The 19,146-nt window shown below is 60.0% G+C and carries 16 protein-coding genes; 2 read left to right on the top strand and 14 right to left on the bottom strand.

What is annotated here, in order from left to right; all coding sequences use genetic code 11:
- The 11 genes from ACOVRJ_RS17185 to ACOVRJ_RS17135 form a co-directional block, all read right to left on the bottom strand.
- Window positions 1-2,368: glutamate synthase central domain-containing protein (locus ACOVRJ_RS17185; protein WP_422045056.1), on the bottom strand; the 2,368-nt coding region annotated here is incomplete at its 3' end.
- Between the two features lie 139 nt (window positions 2,369-2,507).
- Window positions 2,508-3,218 (bottom strand): REP-associated tyrosine transposase, encoded by a 711-nt coding sequence (locus ACOVRJ_RS17180; RefSeq protein ID WP_422045055.1) that lies wholly within the window; start codon window positions 3,216-3,218, stop codon window positions 2,508-2,510.
- Window positions 3,219-3,289: 71 nt separating this feature from the next.
- A complete protein-coding gene (locus ACOVRJ_RS17175) occupies window positions 3,290-4,426 on the bottom strand; it encodes a deoxyguanosinetriphosphate triphosphohydrolase (protein ID WP_422045054.1) in 1,137 nt (378 codons plus the stop codon).
- 26 nt (window positions 4,427-4,452) lie between these two features.
- Window positions 4,453-5,583: a 3-dehydroquinate synthase gene (aroB, locus tag ACOVRJ_RS17170; RefSeq protein ID WP_422045053.1), complete on the bottom strand. Its 1,131-nt coding sequence runs from the start codon at window positions 5,581-5,583 to the stop codon at window positions 4,453-4,455.
- Between the two features lie 68 nt (window positions 5,584-5,651).
- Window positions 5,652-6,218 carry a shikimate kinase gene (locus ACOVRJ_RS17165; RefSeq protein ID WP_422045052.1) on the bottom strand — a complete coding sequence of 189 codons (567 nt, stop codon included), beginning with the start codon at window positions 6,216-6,218 and terminating at the stop codon, window positions 5,652-5,654.
- A 15-nt stretch (window positions 6,219-6,233) separates the two neighbouring features.
- A complete protein-coding gene (locus tag ACOVRJ_RS17160; protein WP_422045051.1) occupies window positions 6,234-8,621 on the bottom strand; it encodes an Ig-like domain-containing protein in 2,388 nt (795 codons plus the stop codon).
- Window positions 8,622-8,711: 90 nt separating this feature from the next.
- A complete protein-coding gene (gene pilQ / locus ACOVRJ_RS17155; protein ID WP_422045050.1) occupies window positions 8,712-10,919 on the bottom strand; it encodes a type IV pilus secretin PilQ in 2,208 nt (735 codons plus the stop codon).
- Window positions 10,916-11,443, bottom strand: a complete 528-nt coding sequence (locus ACOVRJ_RS17150; RefSeq protein ID WP_422045049.1) for a pilus assembly protein PilP — start codon at window positions 11,441-11,443, stop codon at window positions 10,916-10,918. Before ACOVRJ_RS17150 ends, pilQ begins: the two co-directional genes overlap by 4 nt.
- Window positions 11,440-12,138, bottom strand: a complete 699-nt coding sequence (locus ACOVRJ_RS17145; RefSeq protein ID WP_422045048.1) for a type 4a pilus biogenesis protein PilO — start codon at window positions 12,136-12,138, stop codon at window positions 11,440-11,442. The genes ACOVRJ_RS17150 and ACOVRJ_RS17145 overlap by 4 nt, the downstream gene beginning before the upstream one ends.
- Window positions 12,139-12,146: 8 nt before the next feature.
- Complete coding sequence (locus tag ACOVRJ_RS17140; RefSeq protein WP_422045047.1) at window positions 12,147-12,782, bottom strand: PilN domain-containing protein; 636 nt, start codon at window positions 12,780-12,782, stop codon at window positions 12,147-12,149.
- Window positions 12,779-13,816: a pilus assembly protein PilM gene (locus ACOVRJ_RS17135; RefSeq protein WP_422045046.1), complete on the bottom strand. Its 1,038-nt coding sequence runs from the start codon at window positions 13,814-13,816 to the stop codon at window positions 12,779-12,781. The genes ACOVRJ_RS17140 and ACOVRJ_RS17135 overlap by 4 nt, the downstream gene beginning before the upstream one ends.
- Before the next feature lie 297 nt (window positions 13,817-14,113).
- Here ACOVRJ_RS17135 and ACOVRJ_RS17130 point away from each other — a divergent pair, with 297 nt between their 5' ends.
- Window positions 14,114-16,498 carry a penicillin-binding protein 1A gene (locus ACOVRJ_RS17130; RefSeq protein ID WP_422045045.1) on the top strand — a complete coding sequence of 795 codons (2,385 nt, stop codon included), beginning with the start codon at window positions 14,114-14,116 and terminating at the stop codon, window positions 16,496-16,498.
- On the opposite strand, the gene cyaY is transcribed toward ACOVRJ_RS17130, so the two are convergent.
- Entirely contained in the window at window positions 16,488-16,817 is a 330-nt protein-coding gene (cyaY, locus tag ACOVRJ_RS17125; RefSeq protein WP_422045058.1) for an iron donor protein CyaY, read from the bottom strand. The genes ACOVRJ_RS17130 and cyaY overlap by 11 nt on opposite strands.
- 54 nt (window positions 16,818-16,871) lie before the next feature.
- On the opposite strand from cyaY, the gene lptM reads away from it, so the two are divergent.
- Window positions 16,872-17,138 (top strand): LPS translocon maturation chaperone LptM, encoded by a 267-nt coding sequence (gene lptM, locus ACOVRJ_RS17120; protein ID WP_422045044.1) that lies wholly within the window; start codon window positions 16,872-16,874, stop codon window positions 17,136-17,138.
- A gap of 18 nt (window positions 17,139-17,156) precedes the next feature.
- Here the strand turns inward: lptM and ACOVRJ_RS17115 are convergent, their stop codons facing one another.
- Together ACOVRJ_RS17115 and ACOVRJ_RS17110 are read right to left on the bottom strand one after the other, a co-directional pair.
- Entirely contained in the window at window positions 17,157-18,152 is a 996-nt protein-coding gene (locus ACOVRJ_RS17115) for an ABC transporter ATP-binding protein (protein WP_422045043.1), read from the bottom strand.
- A complete protein-coding gene (locus ACOVRJ_RS17110) occupies window positions 18,149-19,135 on the bottom strand; it encodes an ABC transporter ATP-binding protein (protein ID WP_422045042.1) in 987 nt (328 codons plus the stop codon). The genes ACOVRJ_RS17115 and ACOVRJ_RS17110 overlap by 4 nt, the downstream gene beginning before the upstream one ends.
- Window positions 19,136-19,146 lie beyond the last annotated feature (11 nt).

Raw genomic sequence — 19,146 nt, 5'->3', positions numbered from 1 at the left:
CCACCTCGAACACGCCGATGCCGCCCACCTGGGTGGGCGTGCCGCGGAAGTACTTCTCGACGAAGTCGCTCTTCAGACCGATGGCCTCAAAGATCTGCGCACCGCAGTAAGACATATACGTCGAGATGCCCATCTTGGACATGATCTTGGACAGGCCCTTGCCGATGCCCTTGATGTAGTTGTAGGTGGCCTTCTCGGCCGACAACTCACCCGGCAAACCGGCCGCGATTTCGGCCAGGGTTTCCAGGGCCAAGTACGGGTGAACCGCCTCGGCGCCGAAGCCGGCCAGCACAGCGAAGTGGTGCACCTCACGGGCGCTGCCGGTTTCGACCACCAGACCTGCGGTGGTGCGGCGGCCTTCACGCACCAGATGGTGGTGGATGGCGGACAGGGCCAACAGCGCGGGGATGGCGACGCGGCTGTCGCTCAGGCCACGGTCGGTGATGATGAGGATGTTGTGGCCGCTCTTGATGGCGTCCACCGATTCGGCGCACAGCGAAGCCAACTGCGCTTCGACACCTTCATGCCCCCAGGCCAGCGGATAGGTGATGTCCAGCTCGTAGGGCTTGAACTTGCCGTGTGTGTGGGCTTCGATCTGGCGCAAGCGCGCCATATCCTTGAAGTCCAACACCGGCTGAGACACCTCCAGGCGCATCGGCGGGTTCACCGCGTTGATGTCCAGCAGGTTCGGCTTGGGGCCAATGAAGCTGTTCAGCGACATCACGATGGCTTCACGGATCGGGTCGATCGGCGGGTTGGTCACCTGGGCGAAGAGCTGCTTGAAGTAGTTGAACAGCGGCTTGTCCTTGGAGGACAGCACGGCCAAAGGAGAATCATTGCCCATGGAGCCCAGCGCTTCTTCGCCGGTGGCGGCCATGGGGGCCATCAGGAACTTGATGTCTTCTTGAGTGAAGCCGAAGGCTTGCTGACGGTCCAGCAAGCTGGCGCTGAAGCTGGCGGGTTTGGCATCAAGCACCTCGATGTCATCGAGCTTGACGCGCACGTTCTCGATCCACTGGCGGTAAGGCCGGGCGTTGGCGTACTGGTTCTTCAACTCTTCGTCATCGATGATGCGGCCCTGCTCCAGATCGATCAGGAACATCTTGCCGGGCTGAAGGCGCCACTTCTTGACGATCTTGTTTTCAGGCACTGGCAGCACGCCTGACTCGGAGGCCAGGATAACGAGGTCATCGTCCGTTACGCAGTAACGAGCGGGACGCAGGCCGTTGCGGTCCAAGGCGGCGCAGACCTGGCGGCCATCGGTGAAGACCATAGCGGCAGGACCATCCCAGGGCTCCATCATCGCGGCGTGGTATTCATAGAAGGCCCGGCGGCGCAGGTCCATGTGCTCATGCTGCTCCCAGGCTTCCGGGATCATCATCATGGCGGCGTGAGCCAACGGGTAGCCCGCCATGGTCAGCAGTTCGATGGCGTTATCGAAAGTGGCCGTGTCCGACTGGTGCTCGAAGCTGATCGGGTAGAGCTTGTTCAGGTCTTCACCCAACACCGGCGACTTCATCACGCCTTCGCGGGCGCGCATCCAGTTGAAGTTGCCCTTGACCGTGTTGATCTCGCCGTTGTGGGCGACCATGCGGTAGGGGTGAGCCAGCGGCCATTCGGGGAAGGTGTTGGTGGAGAAGCGCTGGTGCACCAGAGCTATGGCGGAGACCACGCGCGGGTCGGCCAGGTCTTTGTAGTAGCTGCCCACCTGGTCGGCCAGCAGCAGGCCTTTGTAGATGATGGTGCGGCAGCTCATGCTGGGCACGTAGTACTCGCGGCTGTGCGTCAGCTGCAAGGCCTGGATGGCGCTGGAGGCCGTCTTGCGGATGACGTAAAGCTTGCGCTCAAGGGCGTCGGGAACAATGATGTCCGGGCCGCGGCCGATGAAAATTTGGCGAATGATGGGCTCTTTGTCGCGCACGGTTGGCGACATTGGCATCTCCGCGTCGACCGGCACATCACGCCAGCCCAGCAAGACCTGACCCTCGGCCTTGATGGCGCGGGCCAGTTCTTGTTCGCAAGCCAAACGGGAGGCGTGCTCCTTGGGCAGGAAGATCATGCCGACGCCATACTCACCGGGCGGCGGCAGCTCCACGCCCTGCAATGCCATTTCAGCGCGGAACAGTTCGTCGGGGATTTGGATCAAGATGCCGGCGCCGTCGCCCATCAGCTTGTCCGCGCCCACAGCGCCCCGATGGTCCAGGTTCTCGAGGATCTTCAGACCCTGCTGGACGATGGAATGCGCCTTCTGGCCCTTGATATGGGCCACAAAGCCCAGACCGCAAGCGTCTTTTTCGTTCTGCGGACGGTAGAGGCCCTGGGCCGCCAGTTCGTCTTTCTCGGCTTGAAACTCTGCTGCACTGCTCATGGCACTCTCCGACGTAATTCAGTTACGGCCCAGAGGTTACTTCGGCAGATCTTTTCCATCAAGTCAAATTAAATGGGGTCAGGTTCATTTAAATTCCAGCGCGCCCAGCCGCGCTCCTCTAAATGGGGTCAGAGTCAATTTAATTGCCCGACACAGGTGCGGTTGGCACCAATTTAGGGCGCCCTCTCGCCCTTGGCAACAGTGGCAACGGCGTCTTTTCAGCCAGCGACTTCAGGAACAGCGGAGACCCCAAAGGTCGGCCTTTCATGGCCGCGTCGTGGAACTTCGCTCGCTCGGCCTCAGCGACACCCTGGCTGAGCAACTCGCGGTAGTTGGCTTCACGCTCAAATGGCGTATTGCCCATCGCCCAGAACATGGCGTGGTCATGGACCAAGGGGTCGCTGCGCCTTCCCAAGTGATGCGCGCAGCTGGACCAGTTGTAATCGGCCGCGTCGGTGCACATGCCGGCTCTGACGGGATTGAGCTCGATATAGCGCATGCAGGCCATCAAATGGTGCTCGCTATCGATCAGCCCCGCACGAAAGCGCCCTTCCCAGAGTGTGCCGCTGCGCTGATATTTGTGATTGAACCAAGCCACATAGCGACGTCCCAGCGCCTGCATCATCTGGCTGATGCCTTGGTCTGAGGCGGGGGTAGCCAGCAGATGGACATGGTTGTCCATCAACACATAGGCATGGATGGCCACCTTGTAAGTCGCTGCGCACTCACGAAGTTGCTCCAAATACTGCTGGCGGTCGGCATCACTCAGGACAATGGCTTGTCGATTGTTGCCACGCTGGATGACGTGATGCGCTTGGCCAGCAAGCACGAGTCGGGGAAGACGGGCCATGGCAGTTCGCCCCAGAATGGGGCGCAGAAATTGAACCTGACCCCATTTTAAAAGTGGAACGGCCTGTCAGCCTAGAACAACGTGAGGCCGGTCAGTCTTTGGTGCTCGCGGATGGCAAAACGGTCGGTCATGCCGGCGATGTAGTCGGCGCAGGCGCGAGGGATGTCGTTGGCGGAGGCGGACTCGCGGTACTCCGCGGGGAGTTGGCCGGGCTCGGCCACATAGATCCGAAACAGATCGCGCAAGACCTGTTCGGCTCTCATTCGAGTCGTCTGCACCTGCGGATGTCGGTACAGGTGGGCGAACAAAAAACGCTTCAGCTCGGTGCTGGCGGCGCGCATGGCGGGGCTGAATGCCATCAGCGCCGGCGCTTGGCGCACCTCTTCGACGTCAGCCACAGCTGCCGCTTGCAGGGCCGAGCGCGTGGCATCAATGATGTCGTAGACCTGGGCTGAGAGCATGCCGCGTATCGTCTCCGCCAGCAAACGCTTGCCCTGCAAAGCCGGGTAGGCGGCCAAAGCTTCTTTCAGATAGCTCTGCACCAAGGGTACCGTCGCCAGTTGCTCCAGATCGAGCAAGCCAGAGCGCACGCCGTCGTCGATATCATGCGCGTTGTACGCGACCTCGTCGGCGAGATTGCACAACTGCGCCTCCAAACTGGGCTGATGCCCAAGCAGAAAGCGCGCGCCCACGCCGCCAGGCTCGATCTCCTCCAAGTGCAAGGCATCGCGCCGTGCGCAGTGCTTCAGGATCCCTTCGCGGGTTTCGAAGCAAAGATTCAAACCATCGAAAGCCGGGTAGCGCTGTTCCAACTTGTCGACCACACGCAAGGACTGCAAGTTGTGCTCAAAGCCCCCATGCGCCTTCATGCACTCATCCAGCACATCTTGCCCGGCATGTCCGAAAGGCGTATGCCCCAGATCGTGGGCCAAGGCCACGGCTTCGATCAAGTCTTCGTCCAGCCCCAGGCTCCGGCCGATGGAGCGGCCCAGCTGAGCGACCTCCAAAGAATGGGTCAAGCGCGTACGGAACAGGTCGCCTTCGTGATTTAAAAAAACCTGGGTCTTGTAGACCAGGCGCCGGAAGGCGGTGCTGTGAATGATGCGATCACGGTCGCGCTGGAACTCGCTGCGCGTTGGCGCCGCAGGCTCGAACACGCGCCGACCTCGGCTTCTTGAGGCATGGCAGGCATAGGGCGCGAGAGGCATGGCAAGAGGCTCGATCTCTAGAATCTTCAGGCGCAGTGGGCGTCCAAGACCTGGCCCACCCAGTCATCGGGCGCCGCATGCATACCGGCACGCCCAAGCCCTTCAATCAGCACAAAACGAATGGCGCCGCCTTCGGACTTCTTGTCGACGCGCATCAACTCAAGATAGCGTTCCACACCCAACTTGGGGCCCGTCACCGGCAAACCTGCCCGCTCTATCAAACGTCGCATGCGCGGCAAAAACTCCTCAGGCATCAAACCAAGGCGCACCGAGAGCGCACTGGCCATCACCATGCCACAGCCCACCGCTTCACCGTGCAACCATTCGCCGTAACCCAGCCCGGTCTCAATGGCATGGCCAAAGGTGTGACCAAAGTTCAGGATGGCACGCAGGCCCTGCTCGCGCTCGTCTTGCCCAACCACCCAGGCCTTGATCTCGCAGCAACGCTTGACCGCATAAGCCAGCGCCGCCTTATCGCGCGCCAGCAGAGCCTCCAGGTTGACTTCGATCCAATCCAAAAAGGATGCATCGGCAATCGGGCCGTACTTGATCACTTCCGCCAAACCTGCCGACAACTCCCGCTGCGGCAGGCTGTCCAGCGTATCCAGATCCGCAATCACACGCGCCGGCTGATAAAAAGCCCCAAGCATGTTTTTGCCCAAAGGGTGGTTGATCGCCGTCTTGCCGCCCACTGAGGAATCAACCTGCGCCAACAAGGTTGTCGGCACCTGAACAAAGGGGACGCCACGCATATAGATGGAAGCGGCAAACCCTGTCATGTCCCCAATCACGCCGCCCCCGAGCGCGAACAGCACCGTCTTTCGATCGGAGGCAGAGGCCAAGAGATGATCGAACACGCGGTTCAAGCTTGCCCAGTCTTTGTATTGCTCACCATCGGGCAGTTGCACTGCGTCGACGCGGGCATAGTGCGCCTGCAACTGCGCCCACAAGCGCTCTTGGTACAGAGGCGCCACCGTCTCATTGCTGACGATCAGCGCGGCCGCAGCTTTGGGCAGGCCCTGCCAAGATGATTCGGCATCCAATAAACCCGAGCCGATCAGAATGTCATAGCCACGCTGACCCTCGTCCAGTGCAATCGGCACGATCTGAGTGGATGACTGAGGGACGCTGAGGTGAGTCTGAGGCGCTGAGTTCATGGACTCAAGTGTACGGGGGCCGAGGGAAGCCACCCCGCCTTCAGCCGGGAACGCTCACAGTGCCCGACTCAGGGCTTGGGCTCTTCAGCGCCGACCGTGGCGGCAACGCGCTCAGGGTCAATGATGCCGGCCAACTCCAGCTGCATCAGCGCCATATTGACCAGCCCATGCACGGAGGGCCGGCCGGTCTCCAAGACAAAATGCGCGCAACGCCTGTAGAGCGGATTGCGCACCTGATACAGCTCGCGCAACTTGCCCAGGGGATCACGCACCTGCAACAAGGGCCTTTGCGTGTCGTGGCGCAGGCGCCGGAACAACTCCTCCGGCGTCGAGCGCAAATAAAGCACGTGGGAGTGGCGATGCAAAAGCTCGCGATTCGCATCTCTCAACACAATGCCACCACCGGTGGCCAACACGAACTCTCCCTCCCGGGTGAGAACCTCGGCCAAGACCTCGGACTCCAAATCACGAAACGCGCCCTCGCCGCTTCGATCAAAAAAACTCTTGATCGACTCGCCGAGCCGCGTCTCGATTTCGGTGTCGGTGTCGACAAAGCGCATGCCCAATTGCCGCGCCATCTGCCGGCCGACGGTGGACTTACCACCGCCGGGCATGCCGACGAGGGAAATGATCATTGATCGACGACCGCGCTAGTCCGCATTGGCGCAGAAAGACCCATCACTCAGTCTACGAACGATGCCGTAAGGGCTTGTGACGAAAGCAGGCGGCGGCGTCTCGGCCTTGATGGCAGTCGCTGAGACCGGCAAGGTGCTGGAGTAGATGGCGGGGGGACTCAATACACCCGCAGCGGAGGCTTGGATCGTGAAGTTCACCCAACCCGCCACGCTTTTCGGGTACTCAATCTTCAATACCGCAGTGCCGTTTGCCCCGGTCTTGGTGGACCCAACCATGGTGATGGCTGCGTCGGACTTGCGAGGGTCCAACTGCTTGTTGAGGTTCCGGTCTTCACCCGCCTCAATGGAGCCGTTCTTGTTCAAGTCTTCGGCCAAGCAAGAAGGTGCATAGCCAGGAATCTTCGTGCTGAATGCATCCAGATAGAAAGGAACCCAGGCAGTTAGAGCCTTGTTGTACTCGTAGAAGCCCTTGACATAAGCCGTTAAATCCAAGGACGGCGTAATCTGGACATCGGACACGGGATTGCCAGCCGCATCCACGACCAAGAGGACGTACTGCTTGATGTAGGTGAGCTTGCTGTCACCTTCGGAAATCGTCTCGTCTGTCCCGATCGTGATGGACAGCGGATCAGACACCACCGTCAAGCTGGTCAAGACAGAGTTGGGACATGCGTTCGCCGCAAAGTCCGCGTAATCCCAGCAAGCACGGACAGTAACGCCGTTGGTAGGGCTGGATCGCTGCGCCGGAGAATAGTTGGTGATCGCAACACCGGCGCCATCGGAGTAGACCGTCGAGGTGCCCGAACTCAGGGTTCCGCCAATACTGTTCAGATCACCATTCAGATCAAAGCGAACACGCACATTCTTCACAGGCGTATTGTTCGCTGCCAAGAATAAAGCACGAAGCTCGGTGCGGTTGGAGGTGTCCGCCGTATTCACCTTCACCACCGACGGTGTGGCGGACAAAGCACTCGACGTCACCGTGAGACTTGCCGGCGGGAACGTGGTCGAGCCTGAGGGGACGGTCACCGTTTGTACGGTGGACTTACCCCCGGCCACGGCGGTCACATCAACAGGACCCGGCGTCGCCGGGGCTGTATAGGTATAGGTGTAGGCCCCGTTGACATCCGTAATGCCCGAAGCAGACGGTAAACCATTGGCGCTGACATTGATCGCAATACCCGCCATCGCATTCTTGTTGACATCACTCAGTCGGTACTCGATTTTGTTACCCGCACTTCCCGCAACCGGCAGCGCCGGCAAGGCCGTGGCCTGCAGGGTTGTGCCGGTCACCAAAAAGGAAGCCGTGCGAACCAGAGCGTCACTCTTGGCAGTAATCGTGATCAAACGATCTGACTTATCGTCACCAATCTTGATTCTCGCCGTGACCACGCCTTGCGAATCTGTCTGGGTGGAAGACGTTGCAATCGTGGCCTTGTTGTCAACCGAGAAGGTTACCGGGATGCCACTGATGACATTGCGCAGCGAATCCACGGCTGTTGCCGTGACGGTGACGGTATCGCCGCCGGAGTTGGTGATATTGGTCTTGTCAAGCAGCAAAGACAAATCCGCGGCCTTAGGAATACTGACCAAGGGATCAACCACATTGACACTGATGGATCGGGTCACCGTCCCGCTCGAAGCAATCAAGGAAATCGTCCGATTCTTGCGATTGGCAACCAAGCTCAATTCTGCGGTCAAGCGCCCGCTGGTTTCCCCTGTGGAAGTTACACCTCCAGCATTGAGCAAGGCGTCCTCATTCGGATAGAGCACTGAATCGGTATCGACCTTCAGTGCCACCGGAGACCCACCAATGGCGTTTCGATTCGCATCCAAAGAGGTCACTGTCAACTTGATGGTCTGCAAGCCGTCGTTCGAAATGGTTTGCTTGTCAACCACCAAGGCCAAATCTGCAACCTTGCTGCCATTGACACTGTCCACAACGTCAAAACTAGCGGTCTGAGTAATCGAGCCACTGCTGAAGGTTACCTTGACGGTTCGGCTGGTTCGATCGACCAACTGGACAATCGCCTCCATGGTGCCGTTCTCTTTGTTCGTCACTTTGGCAGACGGGGTGACGATCGCGCCACTATCGACGCTGACCGACACGGGCACTTCCGCACCGGTGATGGCGGCGTTCCCAGCACCTAGGGCGGTCACCGTCAACTTCACCTTCTCAAGACCTGAGTTGGGAATAGAAGTCTTGTCACCGACCACTGCCAAAGCGGTCAAACTGACAGGCTTGGTCGTACCCGGCGTCGTAGGCTCTTGAAAAATTGGAGTCCCAGCTTTGTCACCCCCACCGCCGCCGCCGCAGGCCAGCAACAAGCCCGACAGCAGCGCCCCCAACACCACTTGGGCGCCCCTGCGGCCCAGTAGGTTCATCACTTTGATACTGCTCATATCTGCAAACTCCTGCATTGCCAGCGTTCTGAGCCGCTGGCGCTCCCGTGTTTCAGTGGATTTTGTTCGTTAGCTGACTGACGACCAATGTCAGCGGACCGTGGCGCGGTCGTTCACAACCTTGGGGGTCAAGAAAATCAGCAACTCGGTCTTGATCGACGTCTTGGATTTGTTCTTGAACAAGTTGCCCAGATAAGGCAAGTCGCCCAGCAAAGGCACCTTGGAGATGTCTTCACGCTCATCTTGGGTGAAGATGCCGCCAATCACCACCGTGCCGCCGTTTTCCACCAGCACCTGGGTTTGCACATGCTTGGTATTGATGGCAAAGCCCTGGGGGGTCAGCGTGCCACGGCTGTCTTTGTTGACGTCCACGCTCAAGATCACATTGCCTTCGGGCGTGATCTGCGGCGTGACTTCAAGTTTCAGATTGGCTTTGCGGAACTGGATGGACGTCGCGCCGCTGGCGGTGGCCACCTGGTAGGGCAGTTCCTCGCCCTGTTCAATCAGCGCCTTGACTTGGTCGGCGGTGATGACGCGCGGGCTAGAGACGATCTTGCCCTTGCCGTCTGACTCCAGCGCCGAGAGTTCCAAATTCAAGAATCGATTGGCGGTGGCACTGAACAGCGACAACGCAAAGCTGGCGGCATTGGCGCCACCGAAGCTGTCGGAAGAGACATTGGCCGGCAAGTTGATGAACTGAGTGTTGGCGAAATCATTGACCGGGTACTGCAAGGTGCTGTAGCCCACGCCGTTGTACTTGCCACCGGCGACCACATAGTTGTCGCCACCGACCGAATAGCCCGGCACGCCGCCTTGCCGTCCACGCAAATCATTGACGCCGAGCTTGACACCGAGCGCACGTCCGAACTTGTCATCGGCTTCCACGATGCGGGCTTCGATCAAAACCTGGCGCACTGGGATGTCGATCTTGGCAATCATGGCCTGCACCTCCTCCAACTTGGAAGGAATGTCAGTCACGAACAGCTGGTTGGTGCGAGTCTCAAAAATCACGCTGCCGCGCGGCGACAAGATGCGCGAGGGGTTCTGAGCCCCAGCGGCCGACGATCCGCCGCCACCCGAGTTCTGGCCGCTCAGGCCCTTGGCCACTTCTTCGGCCTTGGTGTAGTTGAGTTGGATCGATTGGGTGCGCACCGGCTCCAGCTGCGCGATCTGGGCCTTGGACTCCAGGTCGAGCTTTTCCTTGGCGGCCAGTTCATCCTTGGGGGCGATCCACAGCACATTGCCGGACTTGCGCAGCCCCAAACCCTTGGCTTGCATGATGATGTCCAAGGCCTGATCCCAAGGCACATCTTTCAAACGCAAGGTGACGTTGCCGGTAACGGTATCGCTGGTGACGACGTTGAAGTTGGTGAAATCAGCAATCACCTGCAAGAGCGCGCGCACTTCGATGTTCTGGAAGTTCAGCGAAAGCTTGTCGCCCGCATAGCCGGGCCCAGCGACCAGTTTGTTGGGATCGAGTTTTTGCTGACGAACCTCCAAGACGAACTGGTTATCGCTTTGATAAGCGCTGTGCTCCCAGGCACCCTTGGGCTCGATCACCATGCGAATCCGGTCGCCCACCTGGGTGGTGGAAATGGATTGAACCGGGCTGCCGAAATCGGACACATCAAGCTTGCGGCGCAGGCTGGCCGGCAAGCTGGAGCGCAAGAACTCGACCACCAAGTTCTGCCCCTGCTGCTGAATGTCCACGCCCACCTGATTGCTTGGCAGGCTGACGATGATGCGGCCGGCATTGTCTTGTCCACGCCGGAAATCAATGTCACGGATGGATTGCAACTCGGTGTTCTGGCTGGGGGCGAAATGCAGGGGTTCGTTAGCGGCCTGAGCCACGGGCGCGACACCGGGCGCAGTTTCCAGCACCAACAGCAAAGCATTGTCTTGAATCTCGGCCTTGTAGCCAGAGGGCTGGCGCAAGTTCAAGACCACCCGGGTGCGCTCTCCGGCTTGGGCCACATTGGCCGAACGAAGATTGCCCTGATTGATCTCCACCAGCGAGCGACCAATGCCATTCACCACACCGGGCAGATCGATCGCAATGCGGGGGGGCGACTGCACCGTAAAGCCCTTGGGCAACTCGGTCAGAGGCTGGGACATTTCGATCCGCACCACCTCCACGCCCGCCTGCTGCACGCTATTGATGGAGCGTATGGCCGTTTGAGCCGCCGCCGAAGTGGCTGCAAACAAGCCCAACGAAAGAACCACGCTCAAACTCGCTGCGCGCCAAAACTGGCTCCTGCCGAATTGGCCCATGCCTGAAGTCTCCTGCAATTGTTTCATCGTCCCTGCTCCTGAAGCTGGAGGGTACTGGTGCGTTCAATCCACTCGCCGGCCGCGTCTTGCACGACTTCCCGCAGGGTGATATCGGTTTCAGTGATCTTCATCACTCGTCCAAAGTTGAGGCCCAAGTGGTCGCCCGACTTGACCTGATAGAGCAGGTTGTCTGCGCGCAGCAGGGCAAAGCGCTGGTTGGAGCGGGTGATGCTGCCCACCATGGCCATGCTGTCCAGGGGATAAGCCTCCAGCGGCTCACGGCGGCGGTTCATCTCGGCGCTCAATAAAGAGTTGGGTTGCGCCGCCTCTTGCTTGACAGCCACGCTGAGCTTTTGCGCGCTGTAGGGATCCACATCCGCAGCGGCCTCATAAGGCTGCGGCAAAAACTTCTTGGGCGGCACCAAGGGTGTGATGGTGGCGCGCGCTTCACGCCGCTGCTGTTCCATCCACTGATTCAATTCATCGGTGTCGGCCGAACAGCCGGCCAGCAAAGCGGCCAGCAACGCCGCACCCACATTCAGCGGCTTCACTTCTTCGCTCCTGCCGCGGCCTTGGCCGCACTCTTTCTCTGATCCGCCACTTCAAGGGCATCGAGATAACGGTAGGTTCGAGCGGTCGCCTCCATGCTCAGATTGCCGCTATTGGCATCCTTGCCGGTGGGCGCCACCACGTTCAGGTTATGCAGCGTCACGATACGAGACAGATTGGAAACATCAGCCGCAAAAGCACCAATATCGTGATACCGGCCCGAGACTCGCAGCGAAATCGGCAACTCGGCGTAATAGTCCTTGCGCTGCTCCTGCCCGGGGCGGAACAGCTCGAATTGAAGGCCGCGGCCCAAGCCTGCCTGATTGATGTCGGACAGCAGCGCGTCGATCTCGGCCTTGCCGGGCAATTGTTTCTCCAGCTGCGTCACATACTCTTCAACCTGACTCTTTTGCTTGCGCAATTCGGGCAGGTTGACGGCTTGAGCCAGCTTGCCCCGGAAGTCCTCTTTCAGCACCGGCTCGCGGGCGCGTTCGGCATCCAACGCAGCCTGTACGTCGGCGAGCACAAAGACCCAGCCCAAACCCATGACCAGCACCGCGGATGCGCAAAAAGCTGCCAGCTTGGGCAGCAAGGGCCATTGCCCCGGCTCATTGGGGTTGAGGCCGCGAAACTGCTCGGCCACGCCCTCGAACCACTCGTTGACATCGAACTTGATTGATAAAGCCTTGGTCGCCATGCTTGCCTTCAGGACTTGTTGGCTTCAACGGGCCGCGCCGTGGCGGCAGCGCCCGGTTTTCCAGGCACATCGCTGTTCTCGCGATTCGGATCCTTGATCGTCACGCGCATGGAAAAGTCGAGCAGACGCTTTTGATCGCGCCCGCTGGTGCTCAAGTTGGCGACCTTGATCTCCACCAATTCGGGCCGCTCCAACCACTCAGACGAGCGCGAGGTGTTGCGCAAAAGCTCGGCCACCCGTTCATTGGTCTGGGCAATGCCATTGATCGTGACCACCTTGTCGGCCTGACGGATCGCCGTCAGGTACACGCCTTCCGGGGTGTAACGCGCCAACTCATTCAGCAATTGCACCGGGGTATTGCGGTCGGCCTGCAGGTCTTCCACGGCACGCTGCCGCGATTTGAGCGACTCGATCTCGGCCTTCAGATTGGCAATGTCCTTGATCTGATTGTCCAGACGACCAATCTCCAGGCTCAGATACTGGTTGCGGTTTTGTTGTTCGTCCGTCCAATGCTGCAAGAGCGCATAGGTCAAGGCCACCAAACCGACGCCGACCAAGGCGGCGACGCCCAGACCCGCAAAAAACTGCGCCTTGCGTCGTTTGCGTTTCTCTTCCCGATACGGAAGCAGATTGATCAGGATCACTGGAAGAACCTCCGCATGGCCAAGCCGCAGGCGGTCAGATAGGCGGGCGCTTCGCGGCGCAGCTTGGGCTCGCGAATGGCCGAGCCCAAGGCCATGTTCTCAAAAGGATTCACCACCATGCAGGCAAAGCCGGTCAACTCGGTCACCCTCTCCTTCAAACCCGGCAAGGTGGCGGTGCCACCGGCCAGCATCACGTAATGCACTTTGTGGTGCGGCGTGCTGGTGAAGAAATACTGCAAAGCTCGGCCAATCTCCTGCGACAAGCTGTCCACAAAGGGATTCAGCACAGCACTGGCGTAATCCTCGGGCAGATCGTTGGCCAGCTTCTTTTGCTCGGCCTCTTCAAAGGAAAAACCGTACTGGCGCGAGATCAGTTGGGTCAGTTGGGAGCCGCCAAAAGCCTGATCGCGGTCATAGAGCATCTCGTCATCACGCAGCACCTTGAGGCTGGTGGTGTCGGCGCCGATTTCAAACAGGGCCACCAAGGCATCCTTGCCCTCATTGGGCAGATTGGCAATCAATCGCCCCATGGCCATGCGCGAAGCATGCGATTCAATGTCCAGAATGACGGGGCGCAAACCCGCCGCTTCGGCCAGGCCCTGCCGATCTTGCACCCGGTCTTTACGAGAGGCGGCGATCAAAACCTCGACGTCACCGACCGAAGTTGGGCTCGGACCGATCACGCAGAAGTCCAGACTCACCTCATCCAGTGAAAAGGGGATGTACTGATTGGCTTCCGCCTCGACCTGAATCTCAAGCTCCTCATCCCGCAAACCGGCGGGCAACATGATCTTCTTGGTGATGACGGCGGACTGAGGCATGGCCAGCACCGCATCACGGGTGCGGCAGCCACTGCGTGCGACAACGCGGCGCACCGCATCGGCCACCTCATCGAATTTCTCGATTTGGCCGTCGGTGATCCAGCCTTTTTCAAAAGGCTCGGTGGCAAAACGCTCCAGCACCATATCGCCATTGGCTGCCTGGCCCAATTCCACCAATTTGACGCTGGACGAACTGATATCCAAGCCAATCATGGGTGGATGTTTTCGCCCCATCAGTACGTCAAGTATTCCCACGACGTGAATCCCCCAACGTTATTTCCGCCGGACTGTTAATAAGTTACTTGAATGCTAGCAGCAAAGCCCTTGCGCCCCTAAGGAAACTAGGTCACAGCCAGTAACACCACGTTGCGAAACATACACGGCCGCCAAGACGCGCAAAGCCTAGAAAAAGCCCCCATTTCCGACTTCGGGGCCACTCTGTTGTGGCGAGGATGAAAGCAACGGCGCTGTAGAGAGCTTTCTATAATCCGCCGACCCTAGCGGAGGCCCATGAGCGAAGCCAAAAAGAAAGTCCCTCGGAACGCAAAGACCGAGTCACACCCCGAAACCCCAAGGTCCGCACTGTCTGCAGTGGGCAAGCTATTCGGCTGGCTGCTCGGCTTGGGCCTGGCGGCTGTGTTTTCCGTGCTCTTGCTGGTGGCCCTGGCCCTGGCCATGGCCTACCCCAATCTGCCCGATATCAGCGGTTTGACCGACTACCGGCCCAAACTGCCGATGCGGATTCTTTCCCAAGAGGGTCAGTTGCTGGGCGAGTTCGGAGAAGAACGGCGCAATTACCTGACCATCAAGGAAATCCCCAAGGTCATGAAAGACGCCGTGCTGGCGATCGAAGATGCGCGCTTTTATCAGCACAGCGGCGTCGATTACCTGGGGGTGATTCGGGCCGGCTTGGCCAATGTGGGGGAATCGCGCAGCCAAGGGGCATCCACCATCACCATGCAGGTGGCGCGCAACTTCTATTTGTCGACCGAGAAAACACTGACCCGCAAGATCTACGAGATTTTGCTGGCTTTGAAGATCGAGAACGCGCTGAGCAAGGACCAGATTCTCGAGATCTATATGAACCAGATCTTCCTGGGGCACCGGTCCTACGGCTTTGCCGCTGCCAGCGAGGTCTATTTCGGCAAACCGCTGCGCAGCATTTCGGTCGCCGAGGCCGCGATGTTGGCCGGCTTGCCGAAAGCGCCGTCGGCCTACAACCCGATCAACAACCCGCGTCGCGCCAATATCCGCCAGCAGTACATCATCGAGCGCATGCTGGACAACGGCTTCATCACGCCGGAACAGCGCGACATCGCCAAGGCCGAGGTGCTGCGCTATCGCCAGGTCAGCGAATCGCCCTCACACGCGGAGTTCGTGGCCGAGGCAGCCCGGCAGTTGATCTTCAGCCAGTATGGCGACGAGGCCTACACCCGCGGCCTGAACGTCTACCTGACCTTGAGGGCCGACGAGCAAAACGCCGCCTACCGCGCCCTGCGGCGCGGCATCATGGACTTCGAGCGGCGGCAGGTTTACCGCGGCCCGGAAGCCTATGTGGACCTGCCCGCAGCACCCAAAGACCTGGACGCACGGGTCGCCGAAGCCTTGGCCGATCACCCCGCCAATGACGAGTTGTTGGCCGCCGTAGTGCTGGAAGCGGACCCCCGAAAAGTCGTGGCGGCGCTACAAAGCGGCGAAACCTTGACCCTCAGCGGCGAAGGCTTGAAGCCAGCGACTTCAGGCCTGTCTGACAAAGGCAACCCCAAAACACGCATCCGCCGCGGCGCCGTCATCCGCGTCATCAAGTCCACCCGCGCGGGCAAGGAGGACTGGACCATCACCCAACTTCCCGAGGTCGAGGGGGCGTTCGTGTCCATGGATCCTCGGAACGGCCAGATCCGGGCCTTGGTCGGTGGCTTTGACTATGCCAAGAACAAATTCAATCACGTGACCCAAGCCTGGCGTCAGCCGGGTTCCAGCTTCAAGCCCTTCATCTACTCCGCCGCCTTGGAAAAAGGTTTCACCCCCAGCACGGTGGTGAATGACGCGCCCTTGTTCTTCAACGCTTCCAGCACCGGCAGCCAGCCCTGGGAGCCGAAGAACTATGACGGCACGTTTGAAGGCCCGATGCCCATGCGGCGCGCCTTGGCCAAGTCCAAGAATATGGTGTCGATTCGCGTGCTGAATTCGATTGGCGTGCATTACGCCCAAGATTGGCTGACACGCTTTGGCTTCGAAGCTGAAAAGCACCCCGCCTATCTGACCATGGCCCTGGGCGCAGGTTCGGTGACGCCGATGCAGATGGCCCAGGGCTATGCCGTGTTCGCCAACGGGGGATACCGCGTGACACCGCAGCTGATCGCCAAGATGACTGACAACAAGGGCCGGGTGCTGTACGAGGCGGCGCAGACTCAGGCCGGCGAAGAGTCCAGGGTCATTGAAGCGCGTAATGCTTTCATGATGAGCAGCCTGCTGCAAGAGGTGACCCGCAGCGGCACGGCAGCGAAGGCGCAGGCACAACTGAAGCGCCCCGACCTGTATGGCAAGACGGGCACCACCAACGACTCGATGGACGCCTGGTTTGCGGGCTACCAGCAAGAAGTGGTCGCGGTGGTTTGGATCGGCTACGACCAACCCCGCAAGCTCGGCGACCGCGAAACCGGCGGCGGGCTATCACTGCCCGTCTGGATCGAGTACATGAACTTCGCCTTGCGCAATGTTCCCGTCTCCGAGCCCAGCGCCCCAGAAGGCATCGTGCGCATCAACAACGAGTGGTACTACGACGAGTACTCAGGCAAAGACGGCGTGCGCGAATTGAGTCAAGACGAAACCAGCATGCCTCAAGCGGCCAGCCCGGACGAGAAGAAAAGCATCATGGACTTGTTCAAGCGCTGAAGTTCAGCGCTTTTCCGGCCTGCACACTGGCTTGTTCCGACAGCAGGCTGAGGAACTCAGCACTGCTGCGGGTGTCCAACCAGGCCCCCGCGACATAGCGAAAGTGATAGCCCCCGGCGCGCGTGGCCAGCCAGATCTCCTGCAAGGGCGCCTGGGTGTTGATGATGATCTTGCTGCCGCCGGGCATGCTCAGTTCCAGCAGTCCGCCACTTCGGTGGCTGTCAATGTCCACCACATCGTCATCCAACCAAGCATCCACCCGCGCCTCGACAGCATCGAGCAAGGCATGAGCCTTGGTTTGGTAGTCGAGGTCGGTCAAAGGTGTGGCGGCAGGTGCGGGCGATTGCGAAGACATGGGGGATAAACTTCCAGAATGATGAAACCAGCGAGCGAACACCTCACCCGCGCGGCAAGTGTAGGACGCGCAGCCCCAACCGTGCGCAAGACAGGGGCAAAGCGGGCCCGAGGCCTGGCCTGGGTGGCCACCTTGAGCCTGTTGTTGCTGAGTGCGGCCTGCGGTCAAAAAGGCCCCTTGACCCTCCCCCGAAGCGCTACGGCAGCTACGAGTGCAAACCCGGCTGCGCTGAAAGCGCCGCCCGCGCCAACGCCCTCAAGGCCGGCATCGGCTGTCGCACTCTAAACGCCAGGCGCTGTCTGCTCAGCAGCGCCCCTCTTCTACCGCGTGGCAAGCCACCCGCACCCCTTGAAACTGCAGCATCTTCGGCCGCTCGATCTTGCAGCGCGCAGTCGCCTTGGGGCAGCGCGGATGAAAGCTGCAGCCATTGGGTGGGTTGAGCGGATTCGGCACCTCGCCCTGTACAGGGGTGCGGGCCCGACCGGTCATGTGGATATCAGGGATCGCATCCAAGAGCATGCGGGTGTAAGGGTGGCGCGGCTGTTCGAACAATTGAACCTTGTCCGCCAACTCAACCAAACGCCCCAGATACATCACACCGACCTGATCGGACACATGCCGCACCACGGCTAGATTGTGCGAAATGAAAAGATAGGTCAAACCTTGGGCGCGCTGCTGATCCTTCATGATGTTGAGCACCTGCGCCTGCACCGACACATCCAAAGCCGAGGTGGGTTCATCACAAACCAAAAACTCAGGCTGTGTGGCCAAGGCCCTCGCTATGGAGATGCGCTGCCGCTGGCCACCGGAAAACTGATGCGGGAACTTGTCCCGGTCGACCGCTGATAAACCGACGGAGCGCAACAGCTCACCCACCCGCTCGCGCTGCGCCTCTAGGCCGGCCAGCAAGCCGTGTTCGCGCAAGGGTTCGGCCACGATGTCTTGGACTTTCCAGCGTGGATTCAATGACGCATAAGGGTCCTGGAAAATCATCTGCATGCGGCGCCGCAGGGCCAGCGCGGCGCTGGAGGCCAAGGTCTTGGCGATGTCTTCGCCATCAAAACTCACGGAGCCCCGGCTGGGCTCATACAAGCCCACCAACAGGCGCGCCACCGTGCTCTTGCCGCAGCCCGACTCACCGACCAAGGCCAGGGTCTTGCCGCGGGGGATGCTGAAGTCAATGCCGTCCACCGCATGCACAAACTGTTTGGGCTTGCGCTCAATCACGCGGTTTAACCAAGGCGGCGAGACATCAAAGGTCTTGGCCAGGTCCTTCACCTCCAGCAAGGGCCGACTCATCGCACCGCCTCCACGGATTCTGTATGCAGCCAACAGGCCGCCTGTGTTTGGTCGACCCGGCGCAGTTCGGGCCGATCACTTCTGCAGCGATCGAACACCTGCGGGCAGCGCGGGTTGTAGGCGCAGCCGGCAGGAATCGCGTTCAGCCGCGGCATGGCGCCATCAATTTGCAGCAAGCGCTCCCGATCCTCGTCCATGGCTGGAATCGAGCCCATCAAACCTCGGGTGTAAGGGTGAGCGGGACGATGAATGAGTTCATGCACTGGCCCGATCTCGGCGACGCGGCCGGCATAAAGCACCGCAACCCGATCACAGGTTTCGGCAATCACGCCCATATCGTGCGTGACCAGCATCACTGCAGCCCCCTGCTCTTTGCAAATGCGTTTGAGCAAGGCAATGATCTGGGCTTGAATCGACACATCAAGCGCGGTTGTAGGCTCATCGGCCACGATCAGCTTGGGGCCTGCCGCCAGGGCCAGGGCGATCACCACGCGCTGACGCATGCCGCCTGAAAACTGATGCGGATACTGGTCGATGCGCTCCGCCGCGGCCGGAATGCCGGTCTGCTCGAGCAGCTCGATCGCACGCTGGCGCGCTTGTCCATGCGTCAAGTCCAGATGGGTCGTGATGGTCTCGATCAACTGCTGCCCGACGGTGTAGAGCGGATTCAGGGAAGTCAGTGGATCTTGAAAGATAGCGCCGATCTGGCGGCCGCGTATCTTGCGCATCTGCTCATAGGGCAGATTGTCGATTCGCCGTCCTTCCAGCAGGATTTCGCCCGAGGCAATGCGGCCCGGTGGATCCAAGAGGCCGATGATGGCTGCGCCCGTCAAGGACTTGCCGGCGCCCGACTCGCCCACCACGCCCAGGATCTCTCCAGGCGCGATGTCGAAACTGATGTCATCCAGGGCGAGCAAGGTGCCGCGGCGGGTGGGGAACTCAAGCCGCAAATGGCGGACTTCTAGCAAAGGCGTCGTCGTCATGGTGTCAGCGG

Source organism: Roseateles sp. (assembly GCF_049240545.1).
GTDB lineage: Bacteria > Pseudomonadota > Gammaproteobacteria > Burkholderiales > Burkholderiaceae_C > Paucibacter_A.
This window is presented reverse-complemented; position numbering and strand designations above follow the sequence as displayed.

Excerpts from the sequence above, each read along its gene's own strand:
- ACOVRJ_RS17180 (WP_422045055.1), bottom strand. The coding sequence starts at position 3,218 with ATGGCCCGTCTTCCCCGACTCGTGCTTGCTGGCCAAGCGCATCACGTC.
- ACOVRJ_RS17175 (WP_422045054.1), bottom strand. The coding sequence starts at position 4,426 with ATGCCTCTCGCGCCCTATGCCTGCCATGCCTCAAGAAGCCGAGGTCGG.
- aroB (WP_422045053.1), bottom strand. The coding sequence starts at position 5,583 with ATGAACTCAGCGCCTCAGACTCACCTCAGCGTCCCTCAGTCATCCACT.
- ACOVRJ_RS17165 (WP_422045052.1), bottom strand. The coding sequence starts at position 6,218 with ATGATCATTTCCCTCGTCGGCATGCCCGGCGGTGGTAAGTCCACCGTC.
- ACOVRJ_RS17160 (WP_422045051.1), bottom strand. The coding sequence starts at position 8,621 with ATGAGCAGTATCAAAGTGATGAACCTACTGGGCCGCAGGGGCGCCCAA.
- pilQ (WP_422045050.1), bottom strand. The coding sequence starts at position 10,919 with ATGAAACAATTGCAGGAGACTTCAGGCATGGGCCAATTCGGCAGGAGC.
- ACOVRJ_RS17145 (WP_422045048.1), bottom strand. The coding sequence starts at position 12,138 with ATGGCGACCAAGGCTTTATCAATCAAGTTCGATGTCAACGAGTGGTTC.
- ACOVRJ_RS17135 (WP_422045046.1), bottom strand. The coding sequence starts at position 13,816 with ATGATTGGCTTGGATATCAGTTCGTCCAGCGTCAAATTGGTGGAATTG.
- ACOVRJ_RS17130 (WP_422045045.1), top strand. The coding sequence starts at position 14,114 with ATGAGCGAAGCCAAAAAGAAAGTCCCTCGGAACGCAAAGACCGAGTCA.
- lptM (WP_422045044.1), top strand. The coding sequence starts at position 16,872 with ATGATGAAACCAGCGAGCGAACACCTCACCCGCGCGGCAAGTGTAGGA.
- ACOVRJ_RS17115 (WP_422045043.1), bottom strand. The coding sequence starts at position 18,152 with ATGAGTCGGCCCTTGCTGGAGGTGAAGGACCTGGCCAAGACCTTTGAT.
- ACOVRJ_RS17110 (WP_422045042.1), bottom strand. The coding sequence starts at position 19,135 with ATGACGACGACGCCTTTGCTAGAAGTCCGCCATTTGCGGCTTGAGTTC.